Genomic DNA, 15,992 nt, shown 5'->3' with positions numbered 1-15,992 from the left:
TTCACGGGGTTTCTTAGTCATACTCAAAAAAAGAGTCTGGTCTTCAACCAGACTCTTCCTTACACTTAAGGCATCAATTGGATGATAAGTTTGACGGCATCGGTCAAATCCGTCTGGGACCAGCTTGGAAGTTTCCCGTGCTGAACGGCCAGCTCATGAGACGCAGGAATATGAACAAAACCAGAAGGAACCTGTTGATGGTTCACATGGAAATGATAGAGCGCTTGATACATCACATGGTTACATAAGTAAGTCCCAGCAGTATTTGAAACCTCAGACGGATACCCTTTTGATTGTAAGACTTCAACAAAGCTCTTTATCGGCAGAGTAGAAAACAATCCATCCGGTCCTTCTTCTTGGATGGGATCCCCCTCAGGTGTGTTCCCTTCGTTATCCTTTTCATTGCTTTCGTTACAGTTGATGGCAATTCGCTCAGGTGTCATTTTGTAACGGCCGGCAGCAAGCCCTAGGGAGATGACTGCATCCGGTTCGACGTCGTGGATATGCTCTAAAATTTCACGGCCGGACTTGTTATAATCGACGGAAAGAATCCGTCCTTCAATCCGATATCCATTCAGCTCTTTCCCTTTCAGTTCCTCTACGATTTGATGTGTCGGGTTAATCGGGAAGTCGAGAAATGGTTCAAATCCTGTGAGTAAGAGTGTCTTCATTTGCTGTTTCTCCTTTCATGGTTAGAGGTCTTTTTCTTTCAATGATGTGATATCCACCTTCTTGATATTTGGATACCGATTGTTTTTCAGAGATTACTTCTAAGATCGATTGATTAAATACTTTTTGTGCTTCTATACATACTTTTAATTCGTCCCCATACACCGTTTCGTCGGCGGCTTCAGAAGTGAGATCTGCACTGACCCAGTCTGGAAACCTCGAAATAGCTACATGAGATTCAGAGTCTGGAGGAGTCTCCCATGTAAAAAACAATAACGACCCTGTTTGTTCTACAGGGAAGATATCAGGAAGCCATTGGTGGCCATACTTTTTATACCTCTCCATCCATTCCTGGTTTTTCTTTTCAAGTAGGGTTCCTTGGACCTTTTCCATCATATGATTTTGGATTTGTTTCAATAGATCCCGCTGTTCTTCATACCTGTCTCCTTGCAATTTTCTTCCAATACCATAAATCAAAGCATTGGGAAGCCAATACGATTTCGGAAAACGAGGAGGACTGTTATACCCAGCAAATGGTTGGATCCACTCATGAGCTGGAATCCCGTGATTATCAATCACCACATCAGGGGCCCAGCGATGCATAAGATCAGGAACAACTCGTGCTTCCCCGAATGGAGTAGATTGATATCGATGTTCCGCATACTCCAGTCCGACAGCATTATACCGTGCTGCATGATGCTTCCATTCTGGGTTTTCCCTTGTCATTTCCTTGTGAATGCTATCCCCATCCGGATTGGCATTAGGTATCGCCACAATGTTCAAAAAATCGATACTCCTACTCTTTGATAATTCATCCATAAGTTCAATGACGGCGGGGCGACTGGACACCTCATTCGCATGGTGTCCGGTTTCTATTAAAATGGTGGGTTTATAGGCAGAAAGTTTCTTCCGAGATAAATAGGTTTCATCGGTTTCTGTGTACCATTCATAAACGGGAATCCATTTCCCCTTGTAAGATTGCTCAGGTATCCATGCGAAAGATGCACTCTCACTGTTTAATACATGTTCACCCACATGGATAGAACTTGGAGGAACGGGCATATTCTCCGTTCTGATCACACCATCCATGTCCTTAGCGAGTTCCGTTGGATAGGGATGACTGTCCTGAAAAGTGAGACCGGTGACAGCACCCTGTTCAAATGCAACGTTTTTCGTTTGATAAATTTTAATCTGAGCTTTTGGTCTCGACCCTTCCCTGACTTTCATAAAAGGGTAAACCCCGCCTGGGAAATGCTGATCTTTGCCATGGGTATCGAAGAAGTGGAGCGTATTAAAATACAGATCTTCATGCAATGCCTCCAATGAAGAAATACGCTCGTGCTCGACAGGAAGCTTCTCCTCTGGCTCACTCATTTCAACATCGATTTCAATTCGGTCGAATAATGGCTGACCTTCATTCAGTTTCAATTCATCCAAAAAGGAACCTAACACGTGGTTCTGATAAAAGTGGTAAAAGTTTTGACGGTCGGTGGTAAAAGCTTTCTGTTTACATACTTCGCCCCCTACCATCCAGCGAATCTCGTTTGAAACAGGATACACACGTTTTTTACCATCGACATAATTCATAGAATCGATAGGGACGAGAATCGATTTCTCAAAAATCACTCCGCCGCTGTTACCATAGACTTCCATGATAACCTGAGGTTCTTGCGAATCATTAAGTTCAAAGGTAACGGCATCTTTATGTAAGGAAAGTTCTTCTCCAAGCCATTCATCCAAAGGATAAAGCTCCTGGATCCAGCGAATAGGTAACTCACATCCATCTTCATTCATTTCTTCTTTACAGACAAATTTGATGTGACCAAGTTCTGAAGCTACATTCCTTAAACTTCGCATCCAATCTTCCATCACTATACTGACAATCGGCTTAAAGGAAGAGTATACATTCACCTTTTCTACACCGGTCATTCTTTGAACTTTATTCCTGATTTTCTTTCTTTCAGATAATGGTTCGGATAAGAAGATGGTCATTTCATCAGATTCACTTGAATGATATTTTCGGACAAGATCTAAACAAACATCCGTTTCGCGTTCACCTTCCCATTTCAAATCTGAAACGACATACTCTTCTGGAGGTGATTGCAAATCCGGTCGTTCCCAAAACGAAACCGTGCCCCCTTCCCGCCAGTGCTTGTCGTGCAGTAAATACCGGACAGCATGACGCAAGGAGCGTCCTTTCCCTTGGACCTTTATTTTATTTCCGTCTAAAGTGATTTCAGACTGCCCTTTGTTCTGATTCTCGATTTGAAGGAAAACACCGGCCTCTTCCACATTTGTCATTGGCAATTGTAAAGCTGTTGAGGACATCCCTATTCTGGCTGCCCCGTAACAAATATCGAGGAAAATTTCCTGGGAAATACTCTTATCTACATGAATGGACAAGGATTGTTTTTGAGTAGGATTGGGTGTCGAATCACTAAAAAAGGAATCATATTCCCAAAGCTCTGTGAGACTCTGGATCTCATTTGTTTGATTCAGATGATTTTCAACAGATTTCCGAAAAGTAACAGGAGTTCTCTCTCCTTGTTCCACCCACCATTCTTCCTCACTGAAGTAAATGGCTTCCACTGGTTTTTTCTCAATACCTGCTACAGGCCACTCGCAAGCAAGAAATTGAAGAAAACGACTTAATTCCTGCTCAGACCTATAGTGGAAAGATAATTGCTTCATTTCAGGGTGAAGTTTCAGTGCTGTTACCTGCTCATCATTAACAAAGTCCATCTGATAGCAGGCTTTCTCTTTTCCATTTAGAAAGTCAAAAGTCAAAGCAGTGGTTTCAAAACCAAGACGGGCACAAAAATCAACAAGACCTGAAGGAGTGAATCCTTCAGGCAATTGAAGATTGACGTTGATGTGGTCTGGAACCCCGTCATGATTTTGGTCAGCAATGAGATAACCTGATTCCCAAAGTTTTTTTAAATCATTCATTTTATCACCTACACATCAAGGTTTGGATCAAACTTATCCCTAAGCCAATCGCCGAATAAATTGAATCCTAGTACAGTAATCATAATCGCAATACCCGGGAATGTAGCGGTCCACCAAGCTGAACTGATATAGTTACGACTATCGGATAACATGCCTCCCCAGGAAGGAATCGTTGGATCCACTCCTAATCCTAAGAAGGTTAAAGAAGCTTCGAGCAAGATAAACTCAGCAATGAAAAGCGTACCTAACACGAGAATAGAAGACACAACATTTGGGAAGATGTGTTTTCCGATGATTCGTAGATGAGAGCCACCGACCGCTTTCGCAGCCTGAATATATTCCAGTTCTTTCAGCGACATCACCTGTCCCCGGATCAGACGGGCAAAACCGACCCAATAGGTTAACCCCAAAATGATGACAATTTTCCAAATTCCAGTACCCAGTACACTCATGATAATGATGGCAAACAAAATAAATGGGAAGGCAAGCTGAATATCAGCCAGACGCATAATCAGATCATCCATCCATTTACCAACATACCCTGAAATCAAACCTAGAATTGTTCCTACAACCATCGCTAAAAGAACACCAAAGAATCCAACCATTAAGGAGATCCTTGCCCCATAAATGATTCGGCTGAATAAATCACGTCCGATCTGATCAGCACCTAATAGGTGTTCTGTATCAGCCCCTGAGATAGAGGGTGGAGCAAGTCTTGAAGTCAATTGAGCTTCCGTCGGATCCATGGGGGCTATCCAAGGAGCGAATAACGCACAGGAAACACTGACGATAACGAGAAGGAGTCCGAACATTCCGGAAGCATTCTTCAGCAGGAATAGACCTGGCCGGAACTTTTTCTTCGGTTTCGTTTGTTGCACTTGTTCTTCTTGTTCATAGACTGCAGGTTCCATCAGCTACTGCCACCTCCCGCTTTGATTCTCGGATCGATCAGACTATAGCTGATATCAACGAGTAAGTTAACTAAGACCATGATCATCGCAAGCATGATGACGCCGCCCTGAATGACGGGATAGTCACGCTGGTTAATCGCATCAATGATCATACGGCCGACGCCTGGCCATGAAAAGACTTGTTCAATAATCACAGTCCCACCTAACAGGGAACCGAACTGAATACCAAGGAATGTAATGGTCGGAATCAGAGCGTTACGGAAGGTGTGGCGCATGATGACGACCCACTCTTTCAACCCTTTGGAACGGGCGGTTGAAACATATTGTTGTGATAGATTTTCAAGCATGGAAGATCGGACTAACCTCGCAAGAATACCGGATAGGATCATCCCAAGCGCAATGGAAGGCAGAATCAAATATTCGATCCCATCATAACCAGAAGCCGGCAGCCATTGAAGGTTCACAGAAAAAATCAAAATCAGCATGATTCCGAGCCAGAAGTTAGGAAAGGATATGCCGATGAGTGAAAAGATACGACCAAAGAAGTCTACAGCTGTCCCTCTTTTCACTGCTGATAAAATGCCTACGGGAAAGGCGATCAGCATAGCGACAAAAACCCCACCAAATGCGAGAAGCAATGTCGCTCCCATTTTGTCTACGACCATCTCTGTCACCGGTAAGCCTGTTCTGAATGACTCTCCAAGATCAAATGTTGCCAGATTTTTCAAAAATACCAAATACTGCACGGGTAAAGGTTCGTCCAGACCAAGATTTTCTCTTACGCTTTCAATGGCTTCTGGAGATGGTTCACCAGCAGCAAACATGACGGTAACCGGATCACCCGTCAGTCGAATACTAAAGAAGATGATCACGGAGATGGCTAAGAGAACTAATATACTATGTAATAGACGCCGAATAATGAACTGTAACACAATGTTCCCTCCTATCAATCAATGATATAGAAGAAGACAGGGGTGCTTCCTGCCTTCTTCCATTCCAACTATTCGACGGTTACTTCTTCTAAACGCATACGATCTTCGTGAGGTGGTTGGAAGTTTTTCACACGATCATGGACGGCATAAAGAGCAACTTCAGAGTAAAGGTTCGCTTCAGGAGCCAATTCATGCAGACGCTCCGTTAGCTTCATGAAGATTTCTTCACGTTTTTCCTGATCCACCGTTGTACGCTCTGCTTCCAGCAACTCCTCTACTTCTTCATCATAGAAAGAAGGGTTCCAGTGTTCTCCTTCGTGGTACATAAGGTAGGCCGTATTATCAAAGTCCAGCGTCCATCCGCCCCAGCCTTGACGGTACATATGGCCGGCTTCGCCACTTGGGATAAGGTCAGAAATCAACGTGTTGCTATCGACACTTTCAATGTTCGCTTTCAAGCCGACTTCTTCAAGGTAATAGGATACGACTTGAGTAATTTCTTTGAAGTTTCCATCGTTACCAGGAATATAAATGTCTACTTCCGTTCCTTCAGCGACACCAGCTTCTTCAAGAAGTTGCTTCGCCTTTTCAGGGTCATATGGATATGGCTTCAGATCAGGGTTGTTACCAAAAGAAAGCTCACTTTGGAACGTGCTGATTTTCTCTCCGTACCCACCGAGGATTTCCTCAATAATGGCATCTTTATCAATGGCGTAGTTCACCGCTTGTCTTACACGCTTATCGTCAAAAGGTTCTTTCTCCGTATTGAAACGCAAAGAATAAACCGTTGGTGTTCCCACTTCTTGAATAGAGAGAGATGGATGATCCTTCAAGGATTCAACTTGACTAATCTCCACACGCTTCATGACATCAATTTCGCCCGTTTGCAATTCAGCAAGACGTGTGGACGCTTCTGGAATGAAACGGAAAGTCACTTTATTAAGTTTTGGAACGCCGTCTTTCCAGTAGTCTTCATTCTTCTCAAGCACAGCTTTGCTATCCTGTTCATAAGAAGTCATTTTAAATGGTCCTGTACCTACAGGGTTTGTATTGAAATGTTCATCCCCGTTTTCTTCAATATACTTCGGAGGAACAATTACGGCACCATAACCCGCAAGTTTCGTCAAAAGGACCGGATCCTTTTCATTTAAGTTGAAATTAACGGTGTACTCATCCACAACTTCTACATTATCAATGGATGTATAGTTCGCTTGCTGTGGTCCTTGTGCACCTTCTTCGCCAAGTAAACGATCGAATGTAAACTTAACCGCATCCGCATTGAAAGGTTCTCCGTTATGGAAAGTTACCCCTTCTCGAAGTTTAAACTGCAGGGTTTGATCGTCTACATACTCCCAGCTTTCAGCGAGGCCTGGTTGCAGCTCAAGGTCTAAGTTTCGATCAACAAGCCCTTCAAATACGGATGTCGCAACCGTACTCCAATCCAACAAGAACGTATCGATCGGATCCCAGTTCTGTGGATCACCAGGAACTCCTACCACTAACTCATTTTCCCGGCCTTCCACTTCAATCTCGCTATCATTTTCGGCACTCGTTTCTTCTGTGTCCGAACTACAGGCAGCCAGCAATAGAACAACAAATAATAACATGAAACTCCATTTTGCTTTCTTCATTTCCTACTCCCCCATTTTTGTGATTTTTGATCCATACGGATAAGGTTCTGAAAAACCTAACTGTCTTGAAAGTGTCTCGCAAACTTCCCACATCGGTGATGCATATCTTTCCGCCTGTTTTGGTGTTACAGTCGAAGCAAATCCAGCCACACTGATTCCTGCTGCAATTTCCCCGAACCGGTCAAAAATCGGCGTCCCTACAGAGGCCGTTCCTTCTTCAAGTTCAGATTGACTGTAGCTATACCCCCGATCACGGGTTTCTTTTACCTTTTCCATAATTACCTCGTCATCGATCATCGTTTGAGAGGCATACTTCTTTTTCTCCTTCTCCTGCTGCAGAATTCGTTGAATTTCATGGTCAGGTAAAAAAGATAACAATGTACGTGGACAGGCCCCTGCGTAAAGAGGGGCTCTTCTCCCAATTTTCGTATATAAGCGGACAGGTTTATCACTTTCAACTTTTTCGATATAAATGGCTTCATCCTGATCCATGATAATGAGTTGAACGGACTCTCCGAACTCCTGCTGCAGCTTCCTCATATGCGGAAGTGCAAGGCCTCGGATCTCGAGCTGACTTGAAACCATATGTCCAAGCTCAATCAGTCGTGTGCCTAACTGATACATTTCTCCATCGATGAATACACCATTCTGATAAAAACTTACTTTTTGAATAAAACCTTCTTCCTCAAGCGTCTTCATCAACCGGTAGACGGTTGCTTTCGGAAGATCGGATGCCTCAGATATTTTATCGAGCCTCCAATAAGGCGTTTCTTCTGTAAAAAATCTTAGAAGTTGAAGTGCTTTTGATAATGTTTTACTCATCCTATCCAGTCCGTTCTGGTTCTGTAGGCTGATCATATAAATGACAGGCTACAAACCGTCCATTTTGGTTTTCCAGCTGAGGCCGGACTTCAGAACAAATGTCCATTTTCATTGGACAGCGAGGATGAAAGGCACACCCTTTAGGTGGGTCGGAAGGACTTGGTACATCCCCTTCTAAGATAATGTCTTTTTTCTTTCGCTTTGGATCCATTACGGGAACAGCAGATAACAACGCTTCTGCATAGGGATGGAGCGGTCGGTCATAGAGTTCGTGTTTCCCAGCCATCTCCACCATTCGCCCCAGGTACATGACACCGATACGATCACAAAAATGTTTAACCACACTCAAGTCGTGAGAAATAAATATGTACGTTAAACCCAATTCTTTTTGTAAATCACGCAACAGGTTCAATACTTGAGACTGTATGGAAACATCCAATGCTGAAACGGGTTCATCGGCAATGATAATACTAGGTTCACAAGCTAAAGCTCTCGCTATCCCAATCCTTTGTCGCTGCCCTCCACTAAATTCGTGAGGGTGACGGTCGATTTGTTCAGGTCTTAATCCTACCTGATCCATTAGTTCAAGCACACGATCCCTTCTCGCTTTTTTTCCTTCACACAATCCAAAGTTAATCAGAGGCTCTTCAATGATTTCTCCAACTTTCATTCTTGGATTAAGGGAAGCGAAAGGATCCTGAAAAATGATTTGTATTTCTCTCCGTAGATTTTTCATCTCTTGTTTAGAGGCCTTCGTGATATCTTTACCTTTAAACAAGACTTCTCCATCTGTCGCTTCGATCAATTGCAGAATGGTCTTGCCTGTTGTGCTTTTTCCACAGCCTGACTCACCGACAATTCCAAGTGTTTCCCCTTTCTTCACATGAAAGGAGACATCATCTACGGCTTTGACTTGATTCAACGTTTTTTTACCGAAGATTCCTCCCTTGATCGGAAAGTACTTTTTCAAATTTTTCACTTCAAGAATGGTTTCCTGCGCCAACTTCCTTCCTCCCTTCTTGAACATTTGAAGCTTCCTCATGATAGAGCCAGCAACGGCTCTTTGATTGTTCATTGACATCGAACAATGGAGGCGTCTGATGACAAGCTTCAAATGCATGCTTACAACGTGGAGCAAATCGGCACCCTGTAGGCATTTGCTCAGGTGTCGGCACGGTTCCACTGATGGAAGACAAGTACTCTTCATCCTTGTCCATATTTGGAACGGATGCGACCAATCCCTTTGTATAAGGGTGTTTAGGTGATTCGAAGAGCTCTTCTACAGTCGCTTCTTCAACAACTTCCCCCGCATACATCACGATGACGCGATCACAAGTTTCCGCGACTACACCTAAATCATGAGTAATCATCACAATTGACATATTCATCTCATCTTGCAGGGACTGCATGAGCCGTAAGATTTGCGCCTGAATGGTAACGTCCAAAGCCGTTGTCGGCTCATCGGCAATCAATAGCCCAGGATTACAAGACAAAGCCATCGCAATCATGACCCGCTGTCTCATTCCACCCGATAACTGGTGCGGATATTCATGCAGCACCTGATCGGCGCGAGGTATTCCAACCAACTTCAACATATGTAACGCACGATCATACGCTTCTTTCTTCGACTTTTTCGTATGATTACGTACAAGCTCAACGATTTGAAAACCAATGGTATAAACCGGATTAAGAGACGTCATCGGTTCCTGAAAAATCATCGCCATTTCTTTTCCACGCTTTTTTCTGTATGCATTCTTCGATAACTTGGTCAACTCTTCTCCATTAAGCGTTAAGGAACCACCTGTCACCGATAGAGCTTGCGGTAAAAGATCCATAATGGACAGAGATGTCATACTCTTTCCACAACCTGATTCTCCTACAATTCCAAGAGTCTCCCCTTCGTTGACTGAGAAGGAGACCTTATTAACTATGTTTCTTCTTTCGTTATCTATTTTTACCGATACTTCTAAGTCTTTGACATCAAGGACTTTTGACACGATCACCCCTCCATTTCACTATTTGAAACGCGATTTCATTTCCTAGATTAACCATATAATACATAATGGTCAGAAAATTATCAACCTTTCAAAAAGTATAAAAACTAGTTTTCCTCGCAAAAAAGTTACTGTTTTCCCTTTAGTTATAGGAATTAAAGGAACATAAAAAATTCTCGTAAATGTGAATCTTTTAATAGAATGAAGAAACCTTATCTGTAAATTTGTTGAAATATAAGAGAGACTCAAAAACAACAAAAAAGCATAGGGTCCTTTATCCCTACGCTTAAATCGTTTCACCTATATAACAAGTTTAATAGATAAACTTTTCTTACACCGGGCCCCAGCTAATCAACACGCCGACCGTAAGCATAATGACAGCAATAACCACCCAAATCAATAACAACGGCAGCATCCATTTTGCCCATTTAATCCAGGGAACTCCAGCTACCGCAAGACTTGCCATGAGCGGCCCTGACGTTGGAAAAATACTGTTCGTAAATCCATCACCAAACTGATAAGCCTGAACGGCAACTTGACGTGTAACTCCAATCATGTCAGCCAGCGGGGATAGAATCGGCATAGCAATCATCGCCTGTCCGCTTCCAGATGGTATGAGAAAGTTCATGACACCATTGGCTACAAACATTCCAAGAGCCGCCATCACAGGAGAAAGTCCTTCCAAAGGAACAGACAAAGCATGGACAGCCGTATCGAGGATGTTGGCATTCTCCATGACAATCAGAATGGCACGCGCAACACCGATAATAAGTGCACCATACACAAGTTTTTGACACCCATCTAGGAAGGTTAGAGCAATCTTATTGTAATTCATTCCTGCAATGATTCCGGAAACTATACCGATAATGATGAAAAAAGCGGCCATGTGGTTGATCGTCCATTTGTATTGGATAGTTGCAAAGATGAAGAAGGCAAGAGCAACTGCTACAAAGGAAAGAATCCATTTATGTCTAGCCGTAAAAGGGGCATGCAGTTCATCTTGTGAAGCATCCTTTTCATCTAATACTCCGATCAAGCTTCTTGATGGGTCATTGAGGATTCGTTTCGCGTACCTCCATGTGTAAAGAATCGTTACCCCTACGATCACTACAAAAGCGATGATTCTTAAAGCCATTCCCGAAAATAAAGGAAGGTCTGCGATCGACTGTGCAATTCCTACAGTATAAGGGTTTAAAAAGCCTACGTTAAAGCCGGCAAACGTGGCTCCAAACGTAATCGAAACCGCTACAATCGCATCAAGCTTCAACGCTCTAGCAATAATCACACCAATCGCAACAAATGGGATGACAGAGTTGGCTACCGCTCCAACTGCACCACCTAGTGCAAACAAAATAGAGACAATGGCAATCAGCCAAAACTCTTTCCCTTTCGTTTTATCGACAGCACGCAAGATGCCTCCCTTAATGGCACCCGACCGCTCAATGACCTCAAAAGCACCTCCGGCGAAAAGAACGAGGAAGATCAATCCACCTGACTGAACCATTCCCTCTTGTAACGCTAGGAAAATATCCATAAATCCTGCTGGTTCACCCTCCACACTTGCATATGTATTCGGAACGACTCGCTCTACCCCATCAAGTGTCTCTCTTTCAAATGATCCGGATGGAACGATGTATGTAGCGATAACAGCTGCTAGCAAAACAGCAAACAGAATGACGTATGTGTCCGGCATCTCCCACTTCTTCTTTCTGTTACTAGAAACCTCTGGTGCTTTTTCAGGTAAACTCATTTAACGACATACCTCCTTATAATATCCTCTACTTGAAATATAAGGGAATTATATTATAGTTCGATTATAATCGCAAAATTCAGTTTTTTATTCAACGATACTCCTAATAATTTTATAGGTAGTTTCTTAGTAAGATCTTCCTAGTGGTCATAAGTCTAAAAAGGAGACTTTTCTGGAAATCTACAGTTATTTTTCATTAATTGACAAAAAACGCTATACTCACCTTTATTTTCTAGTATAATAGTCGTGTGACTAAATGAATGGAGGTGTAAACATGAATGTCAAATTAAAGAATGATGCTGGAGTCGTCAAAGAGGTGAAAGTAGGATTCAGTTGGACTACTTTCTTTTTCGGTTTTATTCCTGCTCTTATTAGAGGAGATTTAAAATGGGCGGTCATTATGTTTGTTACTGCAATGCTTGCCGGTATTTTCACCCTTGGAATTGGTGCCTGGATCCCTGGAATTATTTTTTCTTTTGTTTATAACAAGATCTACATTAAAGGGTTGTTAGAGAAAGGGTATCGTCCTGCGACAGAAAGCGACCAAACAACATTAGAACAACAGGAGATTATCTCGCCTGTTGCAAAAGGAGCTTAATAGGGTCGGGTTGTCTATAAACAATCTTGAACCATTAAAAGCTACATAATGAATAAAGGAAGAAGAGGGAAGCAATAATTTCTGCCTCCCTCTTCTTCTTTTTTGTAAGCCCATGTCCACGATTGTATATAAGATAAAAACCTCTATGAGAGATAACATTCAATCCACGTTCTATGGTAAAATGTGTAACGGTATTTAACATAAAACGGAGGCTTTATATGAATCTATATAAAGAAAAGAAAAGAAAATTCAGGCCGGAGATAGAAGGATTACGAGCGATAGCTGCGATATTAGTCGCTGTTTACCATATCTGGTTAGGTAATGTTTCAGGTGGAGTCGATGTATTCTTCGTCGTATCCGGATTTTTAATAACAATCTCTCTTTTAAATATGTTTGAAAAAACAGGGAAAATAGACATATTCGGCTTTCTTCTAAAACTGGGAAAAAGGTTATTTCCAATAGCGTTCTCAGTTCTAATATTCGTGATCATTACTAGTTTTTATTTCCTACCTCAGTCTCAGTGGTCAACAATCATTAAGGAAGTAGCTGCTTCTTTGGTCTATTTTGAGAATTGGGAGCTGGCTAGTAACTCGGTGGATTATTTGGCACAAAATAACGTCGCCAGCCCTGTGCAGCATTTTTGGGCCATGAGTACCCAGTTTCAGTTTTATATTATTTGGACCTTAGTCTTGATCACATCCATAGCGATCGCAAAGAAGTTAAACATGAAAACAAGAAACTCTTTATTCTATACATTGATTGTGATCTTTGTCGTGTCCATCAGCTATTCCGTCTATAAGACTTCAGTGAATCAACCATGGGCTTATTTTGATACATTCGCTAGAGCATGGGAATTTGCCATCGGTGGCATTCTTTCCTTGGTCATAGCCAATATATCCTTTAATAAATCTACGAATCTAATCATTGGCTGGTTGGGTTTATTCGGACTAGTGAGTTGTGGTCTGCTCCTACAAGTGTCGACGGTTTTCCCTGGATATGCGGCTCTATGGCCGGTTCTGTCCGCGGTGTTGATCTTGATTGCTGGGAATACTGGCGGGAAATTTGGAGTACACCATCTGTTAAGTGCGAAACCACTGGTTCGGTTCGGCGGAATCTCATACGGTTTCTATCTGTGGCATTGGCCGCTATTAATCTTATATTTCAACATCATCGGAAATGACACGGTTCCAATCACACACGGTTTATTGATCATCGGGTTGGCAATAGTGTTGTCTTATGTGACTACGCATCTATTTGAAAAGCCAATCAGAAACAAAAAAATACAGTCGAAACCAAAGTTAGCCTTCATACTAGTGGCCATTGCTGTTCCAGTTGTGATTCTAAATGGCTCCTGGTCTTGGTACGTGAAGGATGCACAATTCGCCTCGGCCAGTGTGGAAATATCGAATAGCAATGATTACCCTGGTGCTTTAGTGATGGCATCCAATGATGACTTCCATTCAGATGAACCTTTCGCACCTAGTGTTTTACAGGCAAAAGAAGAAACACCGAAAAGTTATGATGATGGATGTCACCAAGGTATGGAAGAGTCAGAAGTCATTCTGTGTGAATATGGAGAAGTTGACAATCCAGATTATACCATCGCCTTAGTCGGAGGCTCCCATAGTGCCCACTGGTTGGCTCCATTGGAAGCATATGCGAACGAAGAGAACATCAAAATTCTGAACTATACACGAAGCGCATGCCGATTCTCCAGCGAGTCTTATCTATTGACCACAGAACTCGATCAAAAAACGTGTGCAGAGTGGAATGAAAGTGTCATGGACGAATTGATTGAGAAGAAACCTGACCTTGTTTATACAACTGCCGATGCTACAGAATGGGAAGGAATTCCTGAAGGGTATGTGGATCAATGGGAAAAGCTTGGGGAACATGATATCAACGTATTTGCTTTGAAAGACAACCCAAGAGCTGAGTTTGATATTCCAACTTGTATCGATGAACATGGTGCAAATGCTAAAGAATGTACGACGGAGAATGATCTTGAGGATCTATCAGACGACATTGATAAACTGGATTTAGATAATGTGTACTATGCGGATTTGACGGATAAATTCTGTGAAGAGGATGTCTGTAAACCGATCATCGGAAATGTATTGGTTTATCAGGACGGGCATCATTTGACAAGGACTTACGCGGAAACGTTGACTCCTTTCGTTGGAGAAAAAGTAAGCAAGGCACTAGATTATTTTTATGATAGTAAGTAAGACTATACTATTATCAGCACTGAACTATACCCTGAATAATGGACACTGATAAAAAAGTGCCCTTATTCGGGGTTTTTTGTGTTTCATGACCTCGGATATCCATTTATAATCAAATTAACAATAAGAGCGAGGTTATAGAGATGTCCAAAATTACTTTTACTGAATCACAAAGAAGAGAACTAGAATCCAACCCAAATGTCATCAAGGTATCCGATCGCTCCATCACCTATTCTCCTGATTTTAAGGTAACGGCAGTGAAAGAAAACATAGAAGGGAAAGGTCCTTACCAAATTTTCTTAGAGTATGGGTTTGATATGTCTATTATTGGATCTAAGAAACCTAATCAATGTATAAAGCGTTGGCGGGAAACGTTCCAGAAGTACGGAGAAGATGGATTCTATACAGAACGTAGAGGGAAAGGCGCCACAGGACGTCCATCCTCCAAAGAACTATCTACGGAAGAGAAATTGAAGAAAGCAGAAGCGCGTATTGCGTATCTAGAGGCAGAGGTAGATTTCGTAAAAAAGCTCGACGAACTCGAAAGGCAGGCGAAGAAGAAAAAGTAACGACATCAGAGAAATTTCAACTCATTGAAAAAGTGGTAAGAGAAAATGGATTTCCTCCTTTAATTCAGTATTTTTGTGAAGTGGCAGGAGTAAGTCGTTCCGGTTATTATAATTGGTTGAAAGCAGAGGAAACCCGTCAAAAAAGGGAACAAAGCGATGAAGCGGACTATACGATCATCAAGAAAGTGTACGACCAATCTAAGGGAAAAGTGGGTGCCATCCAGATCAAGATGGCTTTAGAGAATGATGAGAAGATTGTGATGAACCTTAAACGTATTCGCCGAATTATGAACAAGTACAATATCGTGTGCAAGATCCGGAGAGCGAATCCCTATAAAAAAATCGCCCAAGCGACGCAAGAACATCAAACGTGTGAAAATAAGTTGGATCGCCAGTTCGATCAACAGGAACCACACAAAGTCCTCTTAACGGATATCACTTATGTTTATTATGAAAAAGGACAAAAAGCCTATCTATCCGCCATTAAAGATGGAGCGACACGAGAAATCTTAGCTTATCATATTTCTACCTCCTTGAAGATGGATATCGTGTACACTACGCTTGATAAGTTAATGGAACGGGAGGACTTTATCCCTCACCCTGACTGTTTAATCCATTCCGATCAAGGCGTGCACTATACCCACCCTGAGTTCCAGAAGAAAGTGAGCGAACTTGGCTTGGATCAGTCAATGTCACGTCGCGGTAACTGTTGGGATAATGCCCCGATGGAATCTTTCTTTGGGCATATGAAAGATGGAATCGACTTCAAGGCGTGTTCTTCTGTATTTGAAGTCAAGCAAGCGATTGAAGAATATATGGAGTATTACAATCATCGTCGATATCAGTGGTCCTTACAAAAAATGACCCCGGCACAATACCGAGGTCACCTATTAGCAGCCTAGCACTTTTTATTAAACTGTCCATTTTTGGGGGTACAGTTCA

Annotated in this window: 12 protein-coding genes; 3 read left to right on the top strand and 9 right to left on the bottom strand. The window is 42.3% G+C overall.

The annotated features are described in order from the left end of the window. Positions 1-65: 65 nt before the first annotated feature. From BLS23_RS03485 to BLS23_RS03445, 9 genes are all read right to left on the bottom strand, one after another. Positions 66-671, bottom strand: coding sequence for a pyroglutamyl-peptidase I (locus BLS23_RS03485; RefSeq protein WP_089651152.1), 606 nt, complete (start codon positions 669-671; stop codon positions 66-68). Further along, positions 643-3,618, bottom strand: a complete 2,976-nt coding sequence (locus BLS23_RS03480; RefSeq protein ID WP_089651151.1) for a M14 family metallopeptidase — start codon at positions 3,616-3,618, stop codon at positions 643-645. Before BLS23_RS03480 ends, BLS23_RS03485 begins: the two co-directional genes overlap by 29 nt. An 8-nt stretch (positions 3,619-3,626) precedes the next feature. Next, a complete protein-coding gene (locus tag BLS23_RS03475) occupies positions 3,627-4,529 on the bottom strand; it encodes an ABC transporter permease (protein ID WP_089651150.1) in 903 nt (300 codons plus the stop codon). Beyond that, a complete protein-coding gene (nikB, locus tag BLS23_RS03470; protein ID WP_089651149.1) occupies positions 4,529-5,461 on the bottom strand; it encodes a nickel ABC transporter permease in 933 nt (310 codons plus the stop codon). Before nikB ends, BLS23_RS03475 begins: the two co-directional genes overlap by 1 nt. A gap of 68 nt (positions 5,462-5,529) precedes the next feature. After that, positions 5,530-7,092 (bottom strand): ABC transporter substrate-binding protein, encoded by a 1,563-nt coding sequence (locus tag BLS23_RS03465; RefSeq protein ID WP_089651148.1) that lies wholly within the window; start codon positions 7,090-7,092, stop codon positions 5,530-5,532. Positions 7,093-7,095: 3 nt separating this feature from the next. Then, the gene (locus tag BLS23_RS03460) at positions 7,096-7,914 is read right to left on the bottom strand and encodes an IclR family transcriptional regulator (RefSeq protein ID WP_167355997.1); all 819 of its coding nucleotides are present in this window, start codon (positions 7,912-7,914) and stop codon (positions 7,096-7,098) included. 1 nt (position 7,915) lies between these two features. Further along, positions 7,916-8,941 carry an ABC transporter ATP-binding protein gene (locus BLS23_RS03455; RefSeq protein ID WP_089651146.1) on the bottom strand — a complete coding sequence of 342 codons (1,026 nt, stop codon included), beginning with the start codon at positions 8,939-8,941 and terminating at the stop codon, positions 7,916-7,918. Continuing rightward, the gene (locus tag BLS23_RS03450; protein ID WP_089651145.1) at positions 8,895-9,911 is read right to left on the bottom strand and encodes an ABC transporter ATP-binding protein; all 1,017 of its coding nucleotides are present in this window, start codon (positions 9,909-9,911) and stop codon (positions 8,895-8,897) included. The genes BLS23_RS03455 and BLS23_RS03450 overlap by 47 nt, the downstream gene beginning before the upstream one ends. Positions 9,912-10,239: 328 nt before the next feature. Beyond that, positions 10,240-11,658 (bottom strand): YfcC family protein, encoded by a 1,419-nt coding sequence (locus tag BLS23_RS03445; RefSeq protein ID WP_089651144.1) that lies wholly within the window; start codon positions 11,656-11,658, stop codon positions 10,240-10,242. Positions 11,659-11,932: 274 nt separating this feature from the next. Here BLS23_RS03445 and BLS23_RS03440 point away from each other — a divergent pair, with 274 nt between their 5' ends. The 3 genes from BLS23_RS03440 (at position 11,933) to BLS23_RS03430 (ending at position 15,952) form a co-directional block, all read left to right on the top strand. After that, positions 11,933-12,256 carry a hypothetical protein gene (locus BLS23_RS03440; RefSeq protein WP_089651143.1) on the top strand — a complete coding sequence of 108 codons (324 nt, stop codon included), beginning with the start codon at positions 11,933-11,935 and terminating at the stop codon, positions 12,254-12,256. A 218-nt stretch (positions 12,257-12,474) separates the two neighbouring features. Continuing rightward, entirely contained in the window at positions 12,475-14,484 is a 2,010-nt protein-coding gene (locus BLS23_RS03435; protein WP_089651142.1) for an acyltransferase family protein, read from the top strand. Positions 14,485-14,624: 140 nt separating this feature from the next. Continuing rightward, positions 14,625-15,952, top strand: a protein-coding gene (locus BLS23_RS03430; protein ID WP_089651141.1) for an IS3 family transposase whose coding sequence is annotated in 2 segments (ribosomal slippage) — positions 14,625-15,003 and positions 15,003-15,952 — 1,329 coding nt in all. Because the reading frame shifts where the segments join, the coding sequence is not laid out codon by codon here. Positions 15,953-15,992: the final 40 nt, after the last annotated feature.

It is taken from the genome of Halobacillus aidingensis (assembly GCF_900104185.1).
In the GTDB taxonomy this organism is placed as follows: Bacteria; Bacillota; Bacilli; order Bacillales; family Halobacillaceae; genus Halobacillus; species Halobacillus aidingensis.
The sequence above is the reverse complement of the archived record's forward strand: the minus strand, read 5'-3'. Positions and strand labels throughout refer to the sequence as shown.